This is a genomic window from Pseudomonas sp. GW821-FHT02H06, from assembly GCF_059421525.1.
On record NZ_JBWKVD010000010.1, the window covers coordinates 167,703 to 187,002 of the forward strand.

At 61.5% G+C, this 19,300-nt stretch carries 16 protein-coding genes; 7 read left to right on the forward strand and 9 right to left on the reverse strand.

The window, feature by feature from the left end; translation table 11 throughout:
* Positions 1-800 precede the first annotated feature (800 nt).
* Positions 801-2,168: a pyridine nucleotide-disulfide oxidoreductase gene (locus AC07VF_RS17640; RefSeq protein WP_495009004.1), complete on the forward strand. Its 1,368-nt coding sequence runs from the start codon at positions 801-803 to the stop codon at positions 2,166-2,168.
* Positions 2,169-2,348: 180 nt separating this feature from the next.
* Complete coding sequence (locus AC07VF_RS17645; RefSeq protein ID WP_495009005.1) at positions 2,349-3,281, forward strand: ketopantoate reductase family protein; 933 nt, start codon at positions 2,349-2,351, stop codon at positions 3,279-3,281.
* Positions 3,282-3,303: 22 nt separating this feature from the next.
* Here the strand turns inward: AC07VF_RS17645 and AC07VF_RS17650 are convergent, their stop codons facing one another.
* On the reverse strand, positions 3,304-4,557 hold the full coding sequence (locus tag AC07VF_RS17650) for a M20/M25/M40 family metallo-hydrolase (RefSeq protein WP_495009006.1): 1,254 nt from the start codon (positions 4,555-4,557) through the stop codon (positions 3,304-3,306).
* A 163-nt stretch (positions 4,558-4,720) separates the two neighbouring features.
* On the opposite strand from AC07VF_RS17650, the gene AC07VF_RS17655 reads away from it, so the two are divergent.
* The gene (locus tag AC07VF_RS17655; RefSeq protein WP_282370873.1) at positions 4,721-4,957 is read left to right on the forward strand and encodes a DUF465 domain-containing protein; all 237 of its coding nucleotides are present in this window, start codon (positions 4,721-4,723) and stop codon (positions 4,955-4,957) included.
* A 279-nt stretch (positions 4,958-5,236) separates the two neighbouring features.
* Here the strand turns inward: AC07VF_RS17655 and csrA are convergent, their stop codons facing one another.
* The 3 genes from csrA to AC07VF_RS17670 form a co-directional block, all read right to left on the reverse strand.
* The gene (gene csrA, locus AC07VF_RS17660) at positions 5,237-5,425 is read right to left on the reverse strand and encodes a carbon storage regulator CsrA (RefSeq protein WP_037012727.1); all 189 of its coding nucleotides are present in this window, start codon (positions 5,423-5,425) and stop codon (positions 5,237-5,239) included.
* A gap of 589 nt (positions 5,426-6,014) precedes the next feature.
* Complete coding sequence (locus AC07VF_RS17665; RefSeq protein ID WP_192174335.1) at positions 6,015-7,367, reverse strand: GntP family permease; 1,353 nt, start codon at positions 7,365-7,367, stop codon at positions 6,015-6,017.
* A 128-nt stretch (positions 7,368-7,495) separates the two neighbouring features.
* The gene (locus tag AC07VF_RS17670; RefSeq protein WP_192174361.1) at positions 7,496-8,023 is read right to left on the reverse strand and encodes a gluconokinase; all 528 of its coding nucleotides are present in this window, start codon (positions 8,021-8,023) and stop codon (positions 7,496-7,498) included.
* 268 nt (positions 8,024-8,291) lie between these two features.
* On the opposite strand from AC07VF_RS17670, the gene gntR reads away from it, so the two are divergent.
* Positions 8,292-9,308: an HTH-type transcriptional regulator GntR gene (gntR, locus tag AC07VF_RS17675; RefSeq protein ID WP_192174334.1), complete on the forward strand. Its 1,017-nt coding sequence runs from the start codon at positions 8,292-8,294 to the stop codon at positions 9,306-9,308.
* A 343-nt stretch (positions 9,309-9,651) separates the two neighbouring features.
* Here the strand turns inward: gntR and AC07VF_RS17680 are convergent, their stop codons facing one another.
* The 5 genes from AC07VF_RS17680 to glcD form a co-directional block, all read right to left on the reverse strand.
* Positions 9,652-11,829: a malate synthase G gene (locus tag AC07VF_RS17680; RefSeq protein WP_495009007.1), complete on the reverse strand. Its 2,178-nt coding sequence runs from the start codon at positions 11,827-11,829 to the stop codon at positions 9,652-9,654.
* Positions 11,830-11,887: 58 nt separating this feature from the next.
* Positions 11,888-12,295, reverse strand: coding sequence for a heme-binding protein (locus tag AC07VF_RS17685; RefSeq protein ID WP_122625337.1), 408 nt, complete (start codon positions 12,293-12,295; stop codon positions 11,888-11,890).
* Positions 12,296-12,361: 66 nt separating this feature from the next.
* Positions 12,362-13,585 carry a glycolate oxidase subunit GlcF gene (gene glcF, locus AC07VF_RS17690; protein ID WP_495009008.1) on the reverse strand — a complete coding sequence of 408 codons (1,224 nt, stop codon included), beginning with the start codon at positions 13,583-13,585 and terminating at the stop codon, positions 12,362-12,364.
* A 3-nt stretch (positions 13,586-13,588) separates the two neighbouring features.
* The gene (gene glcE, locus AC07VF_RS17695; RefSeq protein WP_495009009.1) at positions 13,589-14,686 is read right to left on the reverse strand and encodes a glycolate oxidase subunit GlcE; all 1,098 of its coding nucleotides are present in this window, start codon (positions 14,684-14,686) and stop codon (positions 13,589-13,591) included.
* Positions 14,686-16,185: a glycolate oxidase subunit GlcD gene (gene glcD, locus AC07VF_RS17700; protein ID WP_346629644.1), complete on the reverse strand. Its 1,500-nt coding sequence runs from the start codon at positions 16,183-16,185 to the stop codon at positions 14,686-14,688. The genes glcE and glcD overlap by 1 nt, the downstream gene beginning before the upstream one ends.
* 286 nt (positions 16,186-16,471) lie before the next feature.
* Here glcD and glcC point away from each other — a divergent pair, with 286 nt between their 5' ends.
* From glcC to hppD, 3 genes are all read left to right on the forward strand, one after another.
* Positions 16,472-17,257, forward strand: a complete 786-nt coding sequence (glcC, locus tag AC07VF_RS17705; RefSeq protein WP_282370892.1) for a transcriptional regulator GlcC — start codon at positions 16,472-16,474, stop codon at positions 17,255-17,257.
* Positions 17,258-17,393: 136 nt separating this feature from the next.
* The gene (maiA, locus tag AC07VF_RS17710; protein ID WP_346626463.1) at positions 17,394-18,026 is read left to right on the forward strand and encodes a maleylacetoacetate isomerase; all 633 of its coding nucleotides are present in this window, start codon (positions 17,394-17,396) and stop codon (positions 18,024-18,026) included.
* 142 nt (positions 18,027-18,168) lie between these two features.
* On the forward strand, positions 18,169-19,245 hold the full coding sequence (gene hppD / locus AC07VF_RS17715; RefSeq protein WP_282370896.1) for a 4-hydroxyphenylpyruvate dioxygenase: 1,077 nt from the start codon (positions 18,169-18,171) through the stop codon (positions 19,243-19,245).
* Positions 19,246-19,300 lie beyond the last annotated feature (55 nt).

Genomic DNA, 19,300 nt, shown 5'->3' on the forward strand with positions numbered 1-19,300 from the left:
AGGCTGAAAAACTTCTGACGTCAATAAACGCTGCAAGACGTCCCCGGTGATTGGCAACTGCAACTAAGGATGACGCTTACCCCAATGCCTTATTGCGAATAAGAGCACTTATCCATCGGCGACCTGAGTTTTGCAGCTAAATTGCCAAGCCTTCTTATTTTATAAATACATGGGGCTCTGATGAGGCGACATAATAATGGCGTCATATTTGATAATTCCTTTAAAAACAATGGTTTATGTCTCAGGTTAGGCTGATGCAGCGTTTTCTCAAAAAATTGACACTTCATCTGATCCCTGCAAACATCACGTTACGTTTTCAACTTAGATAACCCGCGCTTAGTGCAAGCGCCCGACACGTCTCGTTTCATGTTTATTCCTTTCAGACGCGCGATGAGTTGGCGGTAGCGTCCCTCTAAGAAATCTGACGAAGGGAAGCCTCAACAGGTGGCGAGCGGCCGGCTCATGAAACGAGCTGCTGCCCCGGAAGCGGCGTCCCAGAGCCTGCGCCAATCGATCGACCTCGCGTCGGTCATCCGACCCTTTATCACCACCGACGTGATGCAAATCACTGCGGTAGTTGTGTCTGCCAGAAGTGCAGTAGTTCAGTCATTGCTCATTTATTTTTCAACTTGAAAGTCCAGACGTCGCTTCAGCGGTAGCGGTTGAACGCCCACGTAAGTGGGGCGGTTTTTAACGCACGTGGCGATACGGTAACGACCCAGCGTGGAGTGACAGTTATGCAAGGAGATCATCTGGAAACCGTTTGCGGTTGCGTAGTAGGAGGTGCCGGACCTGCGGGGATGGGGCTGCTTTTCAACGCCTTGAAAAGTGGCGCCATGCCAGAACTGGCCAAGGAAGGTTTAATCATTGTCGACGCCAGTCCCACGCCGGGCACGGGTCGTTTGGGCGATTACCGGATCACCGCCAACTCAGTGGGCGATGTGTTCCTTGATTGTCTGCGCGACCCGGCTTTGCGTGATGTATTCGAGCCCCTCGAGCATTCGCCCGCCTACTGGCGCATCCGTCGTCAGGCGCAAAGCGCGCCGCAGTTGGCGGACGTCGCTGAACTGCTGGCGGAAGCCTCGAAGCTGGTGCTCGACTTTATCGTCGAGCGCTACGGCGTGAAGCTATGGAGCAGCACGACGATTACCGAGATCGTGCGCGAAGGTGACGATTACCAAGTGTGGGTCGAGTCCGAAGGCCGCAGTCGGCGTATTCGCAGCCGCGCCGTCGTCCTCAATCTGGGTGGCTGGCAGGACCCGCAGCACCTGCTCGACAGCCTGGCGGATCAAGGCCTCGCGGTACCACCTTCCGCGCGGATCGAGAGCGCCGACGCACTGTTGAGGATGAATGCCGTGCAACTGCGCCACCTTTTCGCGACCACGCTGGCGTCCAAGGGCCGGGTGTGCGTCGTGGGTGGCTCCCACAGCGCGTTCTCGGTGCTGGAAAACCTGGCCGACGCGCTGGAATTCGCCGGCCTGGAGGAAGTGACGCTGGTCCACCGTTCGCCGATCCGCCTGTTTTACGAAACTGCCCAGGCCGCGCTTGACGCCGGCTATGCGTTCGATGCGGCCAGGGATGTCTGCCCGGTTTCGGGCCGGGTCAACCGCTCGGGCGGTTTGCGCTACCGGGCGCTGGACGTGGGGCGTGAAGCCCTGTCCAAAGGCCAGATTGGCAAGACCGGCGTCCGCGTGCAGTTGCTGCAGACCCATCAGGGCCCGGCCGATCAGTTCGAGCGCGCCCGTCAGGCGCTGGCGGAAGCCGACATTGTCGTGCAGTGCACCGGTTATCAGCCGGTGCTGCCGGCATTGAGTCATGCCGGGGGGGAGGCCATCACGCTGATGGAGGTCAAGGGCGGACTGGATTCCGACCCGTCGGGCTGTCCGCTGGATGCCAGCGGTCAGCGCCTGCACGGCCTGCACCTGTTCGGTCTGGGGGCAGGGCTGGGGGTTGATCCGCGACTGGGGAGCGAAGCGTCGTTTGACGGCCGCATCTACGGCGTCTGGCAGTTCCATCACGACGCCAGCGGCGTGGTGATCGACTCGGTCCTGACCCGCTTGCAGACCCCGGCCGTGCAGCCCATCCCTGCTGCGCCACGGCTGGTGTCCAGTCGCAGCGAAGAACGCCTGCCATTCCTGTGGCCGGTGCTGGTCAACGCGCAGTCCTGATGCTCCTTGCAACACCCTAATCCCGGCGCTCCTTTGGTTAGGCAGCCCGGGATTTTTTTTGCCCGTGATGCCGTCGCGCAAACTAGATGTTGGCCGCCATATAAGCAGTTCGCCAGAGTCCGGCCGCTGATCTATTCTGCTTGCCTGACCCTCGACGTTGCATCGAACAGGAACTGACCAATGCGTATTTTGATGGTGGGCGCGGGCGCGATCGGCGGCTATTTCGGCGGCCGATTGCTGGACGCCGGGCGAGACGTGACGTTTCTGGTGCGCGAAGGACGGGCGCAGGAACTGGAGCGTGACGGGCTGATCGTGCGCAGCCCGCTGGGTAACATCGAATACCCGTCGCCGCCGCAGGTCATGGCGGCGATGCTGGACACGCCATTCGACCTGATCGTCCTCAGCTGCAAGGCCTACGACCTTGACACCGCCATGGAATCCTTCGCGCCAGCGGTCGGCCCAGAGACGTTGATCCTGCCGCTGCTCAATGGCATGGCGCATCTGGATCGCCTTGCCGAGCGGTTCTCCCCCGCAAACGTGCTCGGCGGCCAATGCCTGATCTCGCTGGATCGCGATGCCTCGGGCGCCATCCTTCACTTGAACGAGACTAACCAGCTCTCGTTTGGCGAACGGGACGGTGGGCTGACGCCGCGCATTCAGCAGGTCGCCGAGGCGCTGGGCAATGCAGGGTTCGACGCGATTCTGAGTGAGCAGATTACTCAGGAGATGTGGGAAAAATGGTGCTTCATCGCGACCGGGGCCGGCATTACCGGATCGATGCGCGCGAGCATCGGCGATGTGGTCGCAAGTGGCGGGGAAGGGCTGATTCTGAAGTTGCTGGATGAGTGCGCCCAAGTGGCAGAGCACGCCGGGCACCCGCTGCGCAGTGAAGTCCGCCAGCGCTTCGAGAACATGCTGACCACCCCCGGCTCGAAGATGACCGCCTCAATGCTCAGGGACATCGAGCGCGGCGCGCCGATTGAAGTGGAGCATGTGTTCGGTGAGCTGATTGCCCGGCGGCCAGGTGCCGACAGGTCACCTGAAGGTTCACTGTCGGCACTCGATTACGTGTCTCTGCACCTGCGCGCGTATGAGGCGCGGCGCCTCGCGTGACAGCGCAGGGAGCAGGTGTCAGTCATTTGGCCGGGGTGTGCGTCGCCAGCTCCATGATCATCCGCGTCAGCAGGTAAATGCGCGGCGACACGCTGTCGACTTCGGCATATTCCTCGGGCGTGTGAATGTTGCCGCCGACGATGCCGAAGCCATCCAGCGTTGGCACACCGACCCCGGCCGAGAGGCTCGCATCGGCCGCGCCGCCACTGCCTTCGATGGTCAGCTTGCGGCCGATCTCGCCATAGATGCCCTGGGCGATATCGACCAGTTTGTCGGTTTCCGGCGTCTGCGGCATGGGCGGCAAACCGCGCTCCAGACGGGTCGTCACTTGGGTGTCCGGGATCAGTTTGTCAGCCGAGACGCGGGCTAGGTCCTTCTCGATGCGGTCGAATTCCTCCGGCACGGCGGCGCGCACATCGGCCTTGGCGGTGGCCTGATCGGGGATCACGTTGGTACGATCGCCCGCGTTGAGCACGGTGAAGTTGATCGTGGTCTTCTTCTCGGCATCGCCCAGTTTGCCCAGTTGCAGAATCTGATGCGCCACCTCCATGGCCGCGTTACGCCCCAGCTCCGGCGCGACGCCGGCGTGGGACGCCTTGCCCTTGACCTCGACCACGGCGGTGGCGCTGCCTTTGCGCCAGACCACCAAACCATCGGCGGGACGTCCCGGCTCCAGGTTCAGGGTCACATCGTGCTGTTTGGCGACTTTCTGAATCAGCGCGGTGGCGGCAGCCGAGCCGGTTTCTTCGCTGGCGTCCAGCAGGAAGGTAATCTGCGCGTAGTCCTTGAAGTCGAGTTTCTTCAGAATCTTCAGCGCGTAGAGACCAGCGACGATGCCGCCCTTGTCGTCCATCACCCCCGGCCCGTACGCGCGACCGTCCTTGATGTGGAAAGGCCGGGCCGCGGCGGAGCCTTCCTTGAATACGGTGTCCATGTGCGCCATCAGCAAGATCTTCGCCTTGCCGGTGCCTTTGAGCGTCGCGACCACATGCTGGCTTTTGTCCGGCGCGGTATTGGGGATCATCTCGATGGTTGCGCCCAGCGCCTTGAGCTGGGCGACGACGATGTCCCGCACCTGGGTCAGTCCCGGCTCGTAGCCGGAGCCCGTATCGATATTGACCAGCTGCTCCAGCAGCTTCAGCGCTTCGTCCTTGTATTGCTCGGCATCGGCCTGAACCTGCTTGTCGGGCTCGGCGAACGCAGGCGCTGCCGCTGAAAAAGCGATACCGAAGGCCAGCGCGCTGGCGAGGAGGGAGCGGGAAAAGGGTGAGGTCATTGTCGATCCTTGTAATGGCATGAAGAGGGCTCGATCGACACCCTAGCCCGTTGCACAGGATCGTGCATGTCAAAACGCGTTATTCACGTCGGCAAAAACGTCGAACCTTTCCAGTGGGCTACCCTCAACATTCCTACATCAGCCATCAGAGGAGAGGCATCCCATGCCGGTTAAGCACGATTTGTACGCGGACCTGAGCATCACCAAAGAAGAGCTTGCCAAGCGCAAAGGCAGCGACGCGAAGCTCAATGCCCTGGTCGAGCACTATGATGAGCTGGACATCCAGATTGTCAGCGCCGAAGAGGCGGGCGATATCCCCGACGAGGAGTTGAAGAAACTCAAGGAAAAACGGTTGCAGGCAAAAGACACCATCGCCAGTCACCTGAACACCCCGAACTGATCGGGTTAAACGGGTCAGTTACTAAAACGGCCGATCTCTTATGGAGGTCGGCCGTTTTTAGTTGGCGATTCCCGATGTCTGACAACTTGCCTCGACATCCGGAAGTGCATCGTCAATTACGCTGAATCAGTGTCTTCGCTCGGGCTTAGTTGTCCGCGGGGCGATTTCCATGGATCCAAAGTTCAGACGAAAAAAAACGGCGTCTGGTCAGTCGCCGTCGCCGATCTGTCAGCACCGGGTGGCCGCTGACAGTTATCGAATAAGCATAAACCGGTGGGTTTATTGCGGATCCTGGTCAGGTGCAGTCTCGGCCTTGATGCGCTTGTAGATTTCTTCGCGGTGCACGGAAACATCTTTCGGAGCGTTGATGCCAAGACGAACCTGGAGGCCCTGAACGCCCAGAATGGTGACGGTGATGTCGTCACCAATGTTTATGCTTTCGCCGACTTTGCGGGTGAGTATCAACATAATCTTTTCCTTGATGGCCTCATGAAGCGCCTCTACCGGGAGGCTGGCGTGAGCCTTTGGGTGATGGTAATTGCCGAATGCATCCAAATGCGGTCATCAGTATGACGCCATTGGTACGATTTTAATTCCCCAGGTTCATCGTCTCGTCACAGTTAGCGTGGCTCCTGGGTCGAACGGCAGGTGAATCTTGCCTGATGCTGGCGGGAAATTCCCGCGCGAATCGGCTATCGGGCTGATAGCCGAATTCCGGGCGGCGCCTATTCCACACTCCTTTGAGCTTTATTGCAAAGAACTCATGCCGGGCAGCGATGAAATTTTCATTAGATTGCTGAGTACGAGTTCTCTGAAAGGAGTGTAGGAGACTTCCCAAATGAGTACCGGCAAAACGCGGTAACTTTAATCGAATTGATGACGGCATGTGTGAACGGTTTTGTATCAGGCCCGGTTCACCTGCCCTGCAGACTGCTAGCCTCAGCATCCGGAGCGTGGCGGTGAATGGTTTGAGGGGGGCAGAAACGACATGCCCACCGCGAGGGTGGGCATGGGAACAGCGGAGAAACCGCAGCGTCAATTTGCCGCGATCAAAGCATCAGACGACCAGCGACAACAGCATGATCAGGATGATGCCTACCACCGACAGGATGGTTTCCATCACGGTCCAGGTTTTCAGGGTTTCGGCCACGGTCATGTTGAAGTACTGCTTGACCAGCCAGAAGCCTGCGTCGTTCACGTGGGACAGGATCAGGGAACCGGCACCGGTTGCCAGAACCAGCAGCTCACGGTTCACGCCCGGGATCATGCCCACCACAGGGGCCACAATCCCGGCACCGGTGATGGTGGCGACGGTCGCAGAACCGGTAGCAATCCGGATCACCGCAGCCACCAGCCACGCCAGCAGAATCGGCGAGATCTGCGCCTGCACGGCCATGTGGCCGATCAGGTTACCCACGCCGCTGTCCACCAGCATCTGCTTGAAGCCACCGCCGGCGCCGACGATCAGCACGATCGCGGCCACGGGCGCCAGGCTCTGGTCGAGCAGCTTGATGATGTGGTCGCGGCTGAAACCACGGGCCGAACCGAAGGTGTAGAACGCCAGCAGCAGGGCGAACAACAGGGCAGCGATCGGGTGACCGATGAAGTCCATCCAGATGCGGAAGATGTGACCGGCTGGCAGCGCGACGTCGGCGAACGTCTTCAGCAGCATCAGGAACACCGGCAGCAGGATCGTCACCAGGGTGATGGCGAAGCTCGGCAGGTTTTCGTTGGTTGATTCTTTGGCAATCTGGTCCATCAGCTCTTTCGACGGGTTGCCCGGAATGCGCTTGGCAATCCACTTGCCGTAGATGGGACCTGCGATGATTGCAGTCGGGAACGCCACGATCAGACCGTAGAAAATGGTCTTGCCGATGTCTGCGTTGAAGATGCCGATGGCCAGCAGCGGACCCGGGTGCGGTGGCACCAGGCCGTGGACGGCCGACAGACCTGCCAGCAACGGGATACCGATTTTGACGATGGACACACCGCTGCGACGGGCAACGATGAACACCAGCGGGATCAACAGCACGAAGCCGATTTCGAAGAAAAGCGGGATACCCACCAGAAACGCCGAAAACATCATGGCCCAGTGCACGCGGTCCTTGCCGAAGCGACGGATCAGCGTCTGGGCGATCTGGTCAGCACCGCCGGAATCGGCCATCAGCTTGCCGAGCATGGTGCCCAGGCCAAGGATGATGCCGACGAAACCGAGCACGCCGCCGAAACCGTCCTGGAACGATTTCATCACTTTGTCGACCGGCATTCCGGAGGTCAGCCCGAGAAAGCCTGCAGCGATGGTCAATGCAATAAAGGGGTGGACTTTGAACTTGGTGATCAGAAGCACAAGGCCAATGATGGTCACCAACGCATCGACCAGCAGATACGTGTCTTGAGTCATGCCGAACATGGGGGTGTCTCTCCGTTGTATTTTGTTTTTTTGGAGCTACTGCTTGACGCTGTTGCTCTCTGCCCTGTGAAGCGAGGGCAGCGTCATCAGAGACAGCGCTACCTTTGCCGCTCACGCCTGATCGAGGATCAAGAGCCGGTGCGCGCGGTGACAGATGGGGTGTGAGATTCGGAGCCAGACTCGCTCCACCAGGTGGCCGCTTCCTTACCGATGGTCTCGATCGATTTGGTTGCGTCCACCACCAGTGTGCGGTCTTCGTTGTACGGAGGCTCGAGGGTCGCAAACTGGCTGTCGACCAGACTGGCCGGCATGAAGTGCCCCGGGCGATGGGAGCAGCGTTCGGTGGCGAGTTCTTTGGTCAGCTCCAGAAACACGAAGCCCAGCTCCGGGACGGCTGCACGCAGACGTTCGCGGTAGATGAGCTTGAGGGAGGAGCAGGTGAGAACGGGCTTTTCGCCGTTCTTTACCGCGGCGGCAACTTCTTCGCCGAGGCGGGTCAGCCAGCCAGCGCGGTCGTTGTCGTCGAGGGGATGGCCCGCGCTCATCTTGTCGATGTTGGCTTGAGGATGGAACGCATCACCCTCGATCAGGCGGCCGCCGCTGTTTTTAGCGATGGCCTCGCCGACGGCACTCTTGCCGCAGCCGGAAACACCCATTACCACGATGGCGGAAATAGCATGTGGAGCAGTAGTCATAAAAACCTCGTCCCGGAGACAGCGCTGTCTTCGCCGAATGGTGTGCAAGTCCGGCGAGACTGTTTCCAGGTGTAGTCATTGTTATGGGTATCTCGCTGATCCATGAGATGCATCAATCCAGTCGTTTAGACGATCGAAAAGTTGCGGGCCTCCGTGAGATAGCGCTACCTTAGAGCCCATCCCACACAATCGCAACCCCCGCAGCTTCCTTCCAATCAGTTGGCAACGCATGACACGTATTGGTTCCCGCTCCACCGGTCGTCCCACTCTCAACGAAGTCGCCAAACTGGCCGCCGTCTCGCCGATTACCGCGTCCCGAGCCTTGCGTGGCGTGGCCACCGTGGCGCCTGAACTGGTAGAGAAGGTTCGCGCTGCTGCGCTGAGTCTAGGCTATGTCGCCAATCCTGCCGCACGGGCGCTGGCCTCTTCGCAAAGCCAGTCGGTGGTAGTGCTGGTGCCGTCGCTGTCCAACCAGCTGTTCATCGAAACCCTCGAAGCCATCCAGACGGTTTTGCGTCCGCGCGGGCTGGAAGTGGTGATCGGTAATTATCACTACTCGCCTATAGAAGAAGAGAACCTGCTGCGCAGCCATCTGTCTCACCGACCGCGCGGCATTCTGCTGACCGGCTTTGACCGCAGCGTGGCGGCGCAGCAATTGCTGGCGTCCAGCGGCGTGCCCTGCGTGCACATGATGGAACTTGACCCGACCCGGGCCGAACCCTGCGTGGGGTTTTCCCAGCAACAGGCGGGTGCCGAGGCGGCGCGGCATCTGTTGAGTCGTGGACGACGGCGACTGGCGTACGTGTCGGCGCAGCTCGATCCACGGGTGATTCAACGGGGCGTCGGTTTTCGCGGCGTGCTGGAGCAGGAAGGGCTGTATGACGAAGGGCTGCAGATGGCATCGCCGCTGCCGTCGTCCATTGGCCTGGGCAGCGAGCTGTTCGCCCGATTGCTGGAAGCGCATCCGGACGTCGACGGGGTGTTTTTCTGCAACGACGACCTGGCCCAGGGCGCATCGCTGGAAGCCCTGCGGCAGGGCATCCGCATTCCGCAACAGGTGTCGCTGATCGGCTTCAACGACCTGCCGGGCTCGGCGCACATGGTCCCGCGCCTGACCTCCATCCGCACCCCGCGCGAACAGGTCGGCCAGCGCGCCGCGCAACTATTGCTCGGCTTGCTGGACGGCACGGTTCATGAGGCCCAGGTGGATCTCGGGTTTGAACTGGTGGTGCGGGAAAGCACATAGGTGCTTTCGTGAGTAAGGTGGCGCGCCACCCCGGTCACTCCCGCAAATCCTCGAGCAGCCCCGAACCAAAATCAGACGCTGATCCTGTAGGAGTGAGCTCGCTCGCGAATGCTGAATTCCAGCCGCCAGAGATGCAGTGGCTGCACTGGCCCCTTCGTGAGCAAGGTGGAACGCCCCGGTCACTCCCACAATTTCTCCATCCACCCCAAAGCGTGAGTCAGGCGCTGAACCTGTGGGAGCGAGCTTGCTCGCGAAGGCAATCTGTCAGCCAGCCTGAGCATCGCTGACACACCCCATTCGTGAGCAAGTCACCCCCACTTCAATCCCCAGCGCTTCCGCTCGATCAATGCTCCTTCTTGAACGCCAACCGGAACTCGTGCAACAGCGGTTCGGTGTAGCCGCTCGGCTGCTCACGACCTTTAAACACCAGCGCGCTGGCGGCCTGAAAGGCCACTGACTTCTCGAAATTGCCGGCCATCGGCGTGTAAGCCGAGTCACCGGCGTTTTGCCGGTCGACCACCTTCGCCATACGTTTCAAAGCGTCTTTCACATAGTCCTCGGAGATAACGCCGTGGCGCAGCCAGTTGGCGATGTGCTGGCTGGAAATGCGCAACGTCGCGCGGTCTTCCATCAGGCCGACATTGTGGATGTCCGGCACCTTGGAGCAGCCAACGCCTTGCTCCACCCAGCGCACCACATAACCCAGCAGCCCCTGGGCATTGTTTTCCACTTCTTCACGAATTTGATCCTCGTTCCATTCCGCCTTTTCGACGACGGGAATGCTCAGCAGGTCCAGCAGAATGTCTTCGCTGATGCTGTCTAGATCAACCTGTTCCAGTTCCTGCTGCACCGCCTTCACGTCCACCTTGTGGTAGTGCAATGCGTGCAAGGTGGCCGCCGTCGGCGAGGGCACCCACGCCGTGGTCGCGCCGGCTTTCGGGTGCGCGATCTTCTGCTCCAGCATGTCGGCCATCAGGTCCGGCATCGCCCACATACCCTTGCCGATCTGCGCACGACCGCGCAGCCCGCACGCCAGGCCGACCAGCACGTTGTTGCGCTCATACGCCTTGATCCACGGCGTGGCTTTCATGTCGCCCTTGCGCAGCATCGGCCCGGCTTCCATCGAGCTGTGCATCTCGTCGCCGGTGCGGTCGAGGAAGCCGGTGTTGATGAACGCCACCCGCGACGATGCCGCTTCGATGCACGCCTTGAGGTTGACGCTGGTGCGCCGTTCTTCGTCCATGATCCCCATCTTGAGGGTGTAGCGCGGGATCTTCAGCGCGTCTTCGATGCGGCTGAACAGCGTGTCGGCGAACGCCACTTCGTCCGGGCCGTGCATCTTTGGTTTGACGATATAAACGCTGCCAGCGCGGGAGTTGGTGCGGTTATGCAGGTCGTGCAAGGCAATCAGGCTGGTGATGACGCCGTCGAGAATGCCTTCGGGGATTTCCTTGTTGCCGTCGTAGAGAATCGCCGGGTTGGTCATCAGGTGACCAACGTTGCGGATGAACAACAGCGAGCGCCCGTGCAGGGTGATCGCGTTGCCGTCGGCGGCGGTGTACTGGCGGTCGGCGTTCAGGCGACGGGTGATGGTCTTGCCGTTCTTGACCAAAGCTTCGGTCAAGTCGCCCTTCATCAACCCCAGCCAGTTGCGGTAGATCACCAGCTTGTCGTCGGCATCCACGGCGGCGACCGAGTCTTCGCAGTCGATGATGGTCGACAGCGCGGCTTCCAGCAGCAGGTCCTTGATCCCGGCCGGGTCAGTAGCGCCTATCGGGCTGGCCGGGTCGATCTGGATTTCGATGTGCAGGCCGTTGTTCTTCAGCAGGATTGCATTCGGCTGGCGCGGCTCGCCCTGATAGCCGACGTATTTCTCGGGCTGGGAAAGGCGCGACTGGCTGCCGTCCGCCAGGGTGACCAGCAACTCGCCGCTGTCCACCGCGTAGGCTTTGGCGCCGACGTGGGAACCCGACGCCAGGGGCGCGGCTTCATCGAGCAGGGCGCGGGCGAAGGCGATGACTTTCTCGCCACGCAGCGGGTTGTACCCGGCCTTGATTTCGGCGCCGTTGGCCGAGGAAATGGCATCGGTGCCGTAGAGCGCGTCGTACAGCGAACCCCAGCGCGCATTGGCGGCGTTCAGGGCGTAACGGGCGTTGGCAGCGGGCACCACCAGTTGCGGACCGGCCTGTTCGCTGACTTCGATGTCCACTTTGTGGGTGGACACCTGAACCTGCGCCGGCACCTGCTTGAGATAGCCGATGCTGTCGAGAAACGCGATGTACGCCGGCATGTCGGTGACCGGGCCGGGATTGGACTTGTGCCACTTGTCCAACTGAGCCTGTATGCGGTCACGCTCTTTCAGCAGCTCGCGGTTGACCGGGGCGAGGTCGTGGACCAGCGAATCGAAATCGGCCCAGAACAGTTCCGGGGTCAGGCCTGTCCCGGGGATCACTTCCTCGTCGACGAAACGCTTGAGGTTGGCCGCCACCTTGAGGTTGTGGCAATTGACGAACTCGGTCATCTGGGGTCTCCATCATGAATTGGGTTTGCAGCATTGCTGCAGGCGATCGCTGCGGACGTTACTGCGCGCTTACCGCCGCAACCCCGGCCTTGGCCACTTGCGCATCCTGATCGGCTTTCACCCCGGACACGCCCACCGCGCCGATGGTCTGGCCGTCGATGATCACCGGCACGCCACCTTCCAGCGAAGTCAGCAGCGGGGCGGTCACGAATGCGGTGCGCCCGCCGTTGACCATTTCCTCATAACCCTTGGATTCGCGACGACCCAGCGCCGAGGTGCGGGCTTTTTCGATGGCGATGTAGCCACCGATGGGCGCGCAGCCGTCGAGGCGCTCGAAGCCCAGCAGGTGACCGCCGTCATCGGTGACGGCGATGGACACTGCCCAGCCGTTGTTCTGCGCCTCGGTGCGGGCCGCGGCGAGGATCTGGGTGACTTCGGTCTGGGTCAGTACGGATTTGGTTTTCATGCAGTTCTCCTGAAGGGCAAAGGGTGTCATGCGTGTCGGTCTGATACGGAGCCAGTGCGCCTGCAATCAACTTGGAGGCAGGGCGTCCTCGATGAGTTCGATCCAGTGTTTGACCGGCGTGCGGTTGGCGCTGGCCAGATGGGTCTGACAGCCAATGTTGGCCGTCGCGATCACGTCCGGGTTGCCGCTTTCCAGCGCGTTCATCTTGTTGTCCCGCAGCTGTTTCGCCAGCACCGGCTGGGTGATCGAATAGGTGCCGGCCGAGCCGCAGCATAAGTGACTGTCGGGCACCGGTGTGAGATTGAAGCCCAGTCGGGTCAACACCGACTCAACGGCGCCGCCAAGTTTCTGCGCGTGCTGCAGCGTACACGGGCAATGGAAGGCCAGGGTCTGGCGCGTGCAACCGCCGAGCTGCTCCAGGGGTTCGGCGCGCAGCACTTCGACCAGGTCCCTGGTGCGTTCGCTGATGGCGGCTGCTTTTTGGGCGTAAGCCGGGTCGTTGCGCAGCAGGTGGCCGTAGTCTTTAACGAAGGCGCCGCAGCCGCTGGCCGTCTGGACGATGGCTTCGGCACCGGCTTGAATGCTGGGCCACCACGCATCGATATTCCGCCGCGCCCGCTGCAGGCCTTGTTCCTGCGCATTCAAGTGGTAATCCACGGCGCCGCAGCAACCGGCCTGGGCGATGGAGGTGACGCTGATGCCCAGTCGATCCAGCACTCGCGCCGTGGCGGCGTTGGTGTTGGGCGACAACCCGGGTTGCACGCAGCCTTCGAGAATCAACATCTGCCGCGCGTGCTGCCGGGTCGGCCGAGCCTTGGCGGGACGAATGTTGCCCGGCAGCTTGGTCTTCAGCGCAACCGGCAGCAGCGGCCTGAAGGAGTTGCCCAATTGGGTCAGCGACTTGAACAGACCGGCATTGGGGACCACGGCGCGCAGGCTGTCGCGCAGCAACCGTTGGCCCAGCGGGCGCGGCACGGCGGCGTCGACCACCTCGCGGCCAATGTCCAGCAGGTTGTGGTAATCGACCCCGGAAGGGCAGGTGGTTTCACAGTTGCGGCAGGACAGGCAGCGGTCCAGGTGCAGCTGGGTTTTCTCGGTGACTTCCTTGCCTTCCAGCACTTGCTTGATCAGGTAGATGCGCCCACGAGGGCCATCCAGCTCGTCGCCGAGCAACTGATAGGTCGGGCAGGTGGCGTTACAGAAACCGCAGTGCACGCAGCTGCGCAGAATGCTTTCCGCTTCTTCGCCACGGGACAGGCTTTTGGCGTGTTCGCTCAGGGTCGTCTGCATGGTTCAGATCTCCGCGTACATTCGGCCCGGATTGAAAATTCCGTGCGGATCGAGTTGTGCCTTGAGCTGGCGGTGGTAGCGCAGCAACGGCGTGGCCAACGGCTGAAACGGGCTGTCGTCGAGGCCGTGGCTGTAGCAGGTGGCGTGCCCGCCTGCGGCGCTGACGATGCGACGAATCTCGCTGCCGCTGGCGTCGGATTTGAGCCAGCGTTGCGCGCCGGCCCAGTCGATCAATTGCTCCCCCGGCAGGTCCAGCTCAGCGGTGCTGACAGGCAATGACAGGCGCCACAACGGACGGCCATCGGTGAAGAAATCCAGACGGTGTTCGTTCAATTCGCGCCAGTAAGCCGGGTCGATGGATTCGCCGCCCAGGCGGTCATGGGCCGCCGCGACCGAACCTTCGCCGCCTTCAAGACGCAAAAGCAGCACGCGGCCGTCGTGGCTGGCGGCGCTGATCGGCAGCGGCTCCTGACCCCATTGCGCCAGGCGGGCGAGGGCGGTGGCACTGTCCATTTCCAGGGCGATGCTGGTGCACAGTCGCGGCTTGGGCAGGACTTTCAACGAGACTTCGGTGATCAGGCCCAGGCAACCAAAACTCCCGGCCATCAGGCGCGACAGGTCGTAGCCGGCAACGTTTTTCATCACCTCGCCGCCGAAGCGCAAGTGCTTGCCCAGGCCGGTGATCACCCGCGTGCCCAGCACGAAGTCACGCACCGAGCCTGACCATGGCCGGCGGGGCCCGGACAAGCCTGCCGCGACCATCCCGCCCACGGTGCCATCGCCTGCGCTGCTGTCGCTGTAGCTGGGCGGCTCGCAGGGCAGCATCTGACCGGCTTCTTCCAGCGCGGCGTTCAGCACCGACAACGGCGTGCCGGCGCGGGCGGTGATCACCAGTTCGGTCGGGTCGTAGGTGACGATGCCGGAGTGCAGGCGGGTATCGAGCACTTCACCCGCCACCTCGCGACCAAGGAATGCCTTGCTGTTGGCGCCTTGAATGCGCAGCGGCAGGGCGGACTGAATCGCCTGATTGACCTGTTCCAGCAGTGCGTCGCTGGCGTCGCGGTCCTGGGCCACAAAGGCTGGCTGACGTTGGGCATCCATCAGAAACGCTCCAGTTCAGGGAAGGGCAGCTTGCCCATGTGCACGTGCATGGCGCCGAATTCGGCGCAGCGGTGCAGGGTCGGGATGTTCTTGCCGGGGTTGAGGGTGCCGGCCGGGTCGAACGCGGCTTTTACGGCGTGAAACAACGTCAGCTCGTCACTGTTGAATTGCGCACACATCTGATTGATCTTCTCGCGGCCCACGCCGTGCTCGCCGGTGATGCTGCCGCCGACTTTCACGCACAGCTCCAGAATCTTTCCGCCCAGCGCTTCGGCGCGGTCCAGTTCACCGGGTTGATTGGCATCGAAGAGGATCAGCGGGTGCATGTTGCCGTCGCCAGCGTGGAAAACGTTGGCGACGCGCAGGCCGTATTCTTCCGACAGCGCGGAAATGCCCTTCAGCACGCCGGGCAATTCCCGACGCGGAATGGTGCCGTCCATGCAGTAGTAATCCGGCGACAGCCGTCCGACTGCCGGGAAGGCGTTCTTGCGCCCGGCCCAGAAACGCACGCGTTCGGCTTCGTCCTTCGCCTGGCGTATTTCGGTCGCCCCGGCGTTTTCCAGCACCGCGCGAACCCGGTCGCAATCGGCGTGCACGTCGGCTTCCACGCCATCGAGTTCGCACAGCAGAATGGCTTCGGCGTCCACCGGGTAGCCGGCATGAATGAAGTCTTCAGCGGCGCGAATGGCGAGGTTGTCCATCATTTCCAGGCCGCCGGGGATGATGCCTTCGGCGATGATGTCACCCACCGCGCGACCGGCTTTCTCCACCGAGTCGAAGGCGGCCAGCAACACCCTCGCCACCTGCGGTTTGGGCAATAGTTTGACCGTCACTTCAGTGATCACGCCGAGCATGCCTTCGGATCCGGTAAACAGCGCCAACAGATCGAAGCCTGGCGAGTCCAGTGCGTCGGAGCCCAACACCATGTGCTCGCCCTCGACCGTGAGGATGTCGACCTTGAGCAGGTTGTGCACGGTCAGGCCGTATTTCAGGCAATGCACGCCGCCAGCGTTCTCCGCGACGTTGCCGCCGATGGAACAGGCAATTTGCGAGGAGGGGTCCGGCGCGTAATAAAGGTCGTAAGGCGCTGCGGCCTGGGAAATGGCCAGGTTGCGCACGCCGGGCTGCACGCGGGCGTAACGCCCGGCGGGGTCGATGTGGAGGATTTTGTTGAAGCGCGCCATCACCAGCAGCACGCCTTTTTCCAGGGGCAGGGCGCCGCCGGACAGTCCGGTCCCGGCACCCCGCGCCACCACCGGCACGCCGCGCTCATGGCAGACCTTCAGCAGCGTCTGCACCTGCTCGATGCGCTGGGGCAGCACCACCAGCATCGGCGTCGTACGGTAGGCGGAGAGGCCGTCGCATTCGTAGGGGCGCAGTTCTTCCTCGCGGTGGAGGATGTCCAGATCAGGCAGGCGGGATTGCAGCGCTTGGAGCAGCTGTTGTTTGTCGATGACCGGCAGCACGCCGTCGACGCGTTCGTCGTACAGGATATTCATGATGGGTTCGCAACCCTGTCTTGTTTTTATTGGAGGCCCGTTCCGTGGCGGAACGTGAATGGCTGGCTTGCATCATTGGCTTAGCCGGGCTTAGTGTCTACCGGGTGGAGCAGGGGTCGAACCAGTTTCGCGATAGGGCTGAATCAAATAAACGACTAAAAGACTTGGTTATCAGTGAGATAGATCCCACGCCAATTCTTGTGGTTTTTACCGCCGTCCATGGTCATACCAGTGAGGGCAAGCAATAAGCGCCCACTCATCCAACGCAATGAAGCAGGTCCGATCCATGGAAATCACTCAGGCCCAGTCCCACACCAAACGCCCGCAGCAGGTCGCCGATGTCGTCAGCGAGCGCATCGAGCGGCTGATCGTCGACGGGGTGCTCAAGGTCGGTCAGCTGTTGCCTTCCGAACGGCGACTGACCGAAAAGCTGGGGGTGTCGCGCACTGCGCTGCGCGAAGGGCTGCAGTTGCTGCGCGCCAGGGGCATCATCGAAACCCGTCAGGGCAAGGGCTCGTTCGTCGCGCAAATGGGCGGGCTGGGGCTGACCGCCAATTCACCGCTGATGCACCTGTTCGCTTCCCAGCCGCGCACGCTGTACGACCTGTTTGAAGTGCGCAGCCTGCTGGAAGGGGAGTCCGCGCGGCTGGCGGCGCTGCGCGGCACCGACGCGGATTTTGTTCTGATCACCCGGGCCTACGACGCCTTGGTTGCCGGCCATGACCACCCGTTGCCAGCGTCCGAACACGCACGGCTCGACCATGCGTTTCACCTGGCCATCTGCGAGGCCTCGCACAACCCGGTGCTGGTGCAGACCCTGCGTTCATTGACGGATCTGCTGCTGAACACGGTATTCGCCTCGGTCAACAACCTCTATCACCGCGACGCGCAGAAACGGCAGATCGACCGCCATCACGCCCGGCTCTATAACGCGGTGACCGGGCGATTGCCCGAGCAGGCGCGCAAGGCCGCTGTGGCGCACATCCAGAACATCTGCGACAACCTGCGGGAGATCGAAAGCGAAGAGCAGCGGCTGGTGCGCGCCACGTTGCGGCTGGAGGGTTGGGCTTGAGTCAACGGAGCTTCGCCTGCAGCTCCGCTTGATAGGACCTTCGCTTGACAGACCTCACCCATTGCCGCAGTTTACGCATTGCGTAAGCCGCTTACGCCGTAGTGAAAAACCAAAACAACAATAACAGGCCATTCCCGTGGATCTTTTCACCTACTACCGATCGACCTCCAGCTACCGGGTGCGCATTGCCCTGGCGCTGAAAGGTCTCGCGTTCGACGCCATCCCCGTCAACCTGATTCGCGACGGCGGCGAACATCACCAGCCCGACTACCTGGCGATCAACCCCCAGGGCCGGGTTCCTGCCCTGAAGCTGGACGACGGTGAAGTGATCATCCAGTCGATGGCGATCATCGAATACCTCGAAGAATTCTCCCCGGAACCTGCATTGCTCCCCGACGCGCTGCTCGACCGTGCGCGCCATCGGCAGATTGCCGCCCTGATCGGTTGCGACATTCATCCGCTGCACAATGTCGCGGTGCTCAATCGTTTGCGCGGCATGGGCCATGACGAAGGCGATGTGACGGCGTGGATCGGCCACTGGATCAACCAAGGCTTCGCCGCCGTGGAAGCCCTGATTGGCGATACTGGATTTTGTTTTGGCGCGGTTGGCCTGGCCGATGTGTACCTGCTGCCTCAGGTGTATGCGGCGCGGCGCTTCAACGTCGACATGAGCCCGTACCCGCGAATTTGCCGGGTCGAAGGGCTGGCGTTGCAGCATCCAGCGTTTCAGACCGCTCATCCCGATGCGCAATCGGACAAGCCGGAGTAATCTTTCCCACATGAAAATCTTCGGTCTGCAACTGATCTTCGGCGACTTCCTCGCCCGCAGCGTGCGGGGGATTTCCTGCGCGCCACCCGCTGAATCGTGATCCGAGCCGCTGTGCCTCTCACTATTTAGCAGGAGCCAGACCGTGACTGATCTCTACGAAAACCCGATGGGCCTGATGGGCTTTGAATTCATCGAATTCGCCTCGCCCACCCCTAATGTGCTGGAGCCTGTGTTCCAGATCATGGGCTTCACCAAAGTCGCCCAACACCGCTCGAAGAACGTGTCGCTGTACCGCCAGGGCGCGATCAACATCATCCTCAACAACGAGCCCAACAGTGAAGCGTCCTACTTCGCTGCGGAGCACGGTCCTTCGGTGTGCGGCATGGCCTTCCGGGTCAAGGATTCGCAGATGGCCTACAAGCGCGCCCTGGAACTGGGCGCCCAGCCTGTCGAGATCGGCACCGGGCCCATGGAACTGCGCCTGCCCGCGATCAAGGGCATTGGCGGCGCGCCGTTGTACCTGATCGACCGTTTCGGTGAAGGCACCTCGATCTACGACATTGACTTCGTGTACCTCGAAGGCGTCGACCGCCATCCCAAGGGCGCCGGCCTGCAATTCATCGATCACCTGACCCACAACGTCTATCGCGGGCGGATGGCGTATTGGGCGAACTTCTACGAGAAGCTGTTCAACTTCCGCGAGCTGCGCTATTTCGACATCAAGGGCGAGTACACCGGCCTGACCTCGAAAGCGATGACCGCGCCGGACGGCATGATCCGCATCCCGCTGAACGAGGAATCGTCCAAGGGCGCCGGGCAGATCGAAGAATTTTTGATGAAGTTCAACGGCGAAGGCATTCAGCACGTCGCGTTCTTCACCGAAAACCTCATCGACACCTGGGACCGGCTCAAGGCGCTGGGCATGCGCTTCATGACCCCGCCGCCGGACACCTATTACGAAATGCTCGAAGGCCGGCTGCCTAACCATGGCGAACCGGAGCACGAGCTGAAGGCGCGGGGGATTCTGCTGGACGGCAACTCCGACGGCGGAAACAAGCGCCTGCTGCTGCAGATCTTCTCGGAAACCCTGATGGGGCCGGTGTTCTTCGAATTCATCCAGCGCAAGGGCGACGATGGATTCGGCGAGGGCAACTTCAAGGCGCTGTTTGAATCGATCGAGCGCGATCAAGTGCGACGCGGGGTGTTGGCGGTGGATTGAAGTAGGTGCACGCGCGCTGTTAGTAGGACCGGCTTCAGCCGGGAAGAGGGCAGTC

Bases quoted from the DNA above. Each gene is read 5' to 3' on its own strand.
- AC07VF_RS17640 (WP_495009004.1), top strand. From the start codon at position 801: ATGGGGCTGCTTTTCAACGCCTTGAAAAGTGGCGCCATGCCAGAACTG.
- AC07VF_RS17645 (WP_495009005.1), top strand. From the start codon at position 2,349: ATGCGTATTTTGATGGTGGGCGCGGGCGCGATCGGCGGCTATTTCGGC.
- AC07VF_RS17650 (WP_495009006.1), bottom strand. From the start codon at position 4,557: ATGACCTCACCCTTTTCCCGCTCCCTCCTCGCCAGCGCGCTGGCCTTC.
- AC07VF_RS17655 (WP_282370873.1), top strand. From the start codon at position 4,721: ATGCCGGTTAAGCACGATTTGTACGCGGACCTGAGCATCACCAAAGAA.
- csrA (WP_037012727.1), bottom strand. From the start codon at position 5,425: ATGTTGATACTCACCCGCAAAGTCGGCGAAAGCATAAACATTGGTGAC.
- AC07VF_RS17665 (WP_192174335.1), bottom strand. From the start codon at position 7,367: ATGTTCGGCATGACTCAAGACACGTATCTGCTGGTCGATGCGTTGGTG.
- AC07VF_RS17670 (WP_192174361.1), bottom strand. From the start codon at position 8,023: ATGGGTGTTTCCGGCTGCGGCAAGAGTGCCGTCGGCGAGGCCATCGCT.
- gntR (WP_192174334.1), top strand. From the start codon at position 8,292: ATGACACGTATTGGTTCCCGCTCCACCGGTCGTCCCACTCTCAACGAA.
- AC07VF_RS17680 (WP_495009007.1), bottom strand. From the start codon at position 11,829: ATGACCGAGTTCGTCAATTGCCACAACCTCAAGGTGGCGGCCAACCTC.
- AC07VF_RS17685 (WP_122625337.1), bottom strand. From the start codon at position 12,295: ATGAAAACCAAATCCGTACTGACCCAGACCGAAGTCACCCAGATCCTC.
- glcF (WP_495009008.1), bottom strand. From the start codon at position 13,585: ATGCAGACGACCCTGAGCGAACACGCCAAAAGCCTGTCCCGTGGCGAA.
- glcE (WP_495009009.1), bottom strand. From the start codon at position 14,686: ATGGATGCCCAACGTCAGCCAGCCTTTGTGGCCCAGGACCGCGACGCC.
- glcD (WP_346629644.1), bottom strand. From the start codon at position 16,185: ATGAATATCCTGTACGACGAACGCGTCGACGGCGTGCTGCCGGTCATC.
- glcC (WP_282370892.1), top strand. From the start codon at position 16,472: ATGGAAATCACTCAGGCCCAGTCCCACACCAAACGCCCGCAGCAGGTC.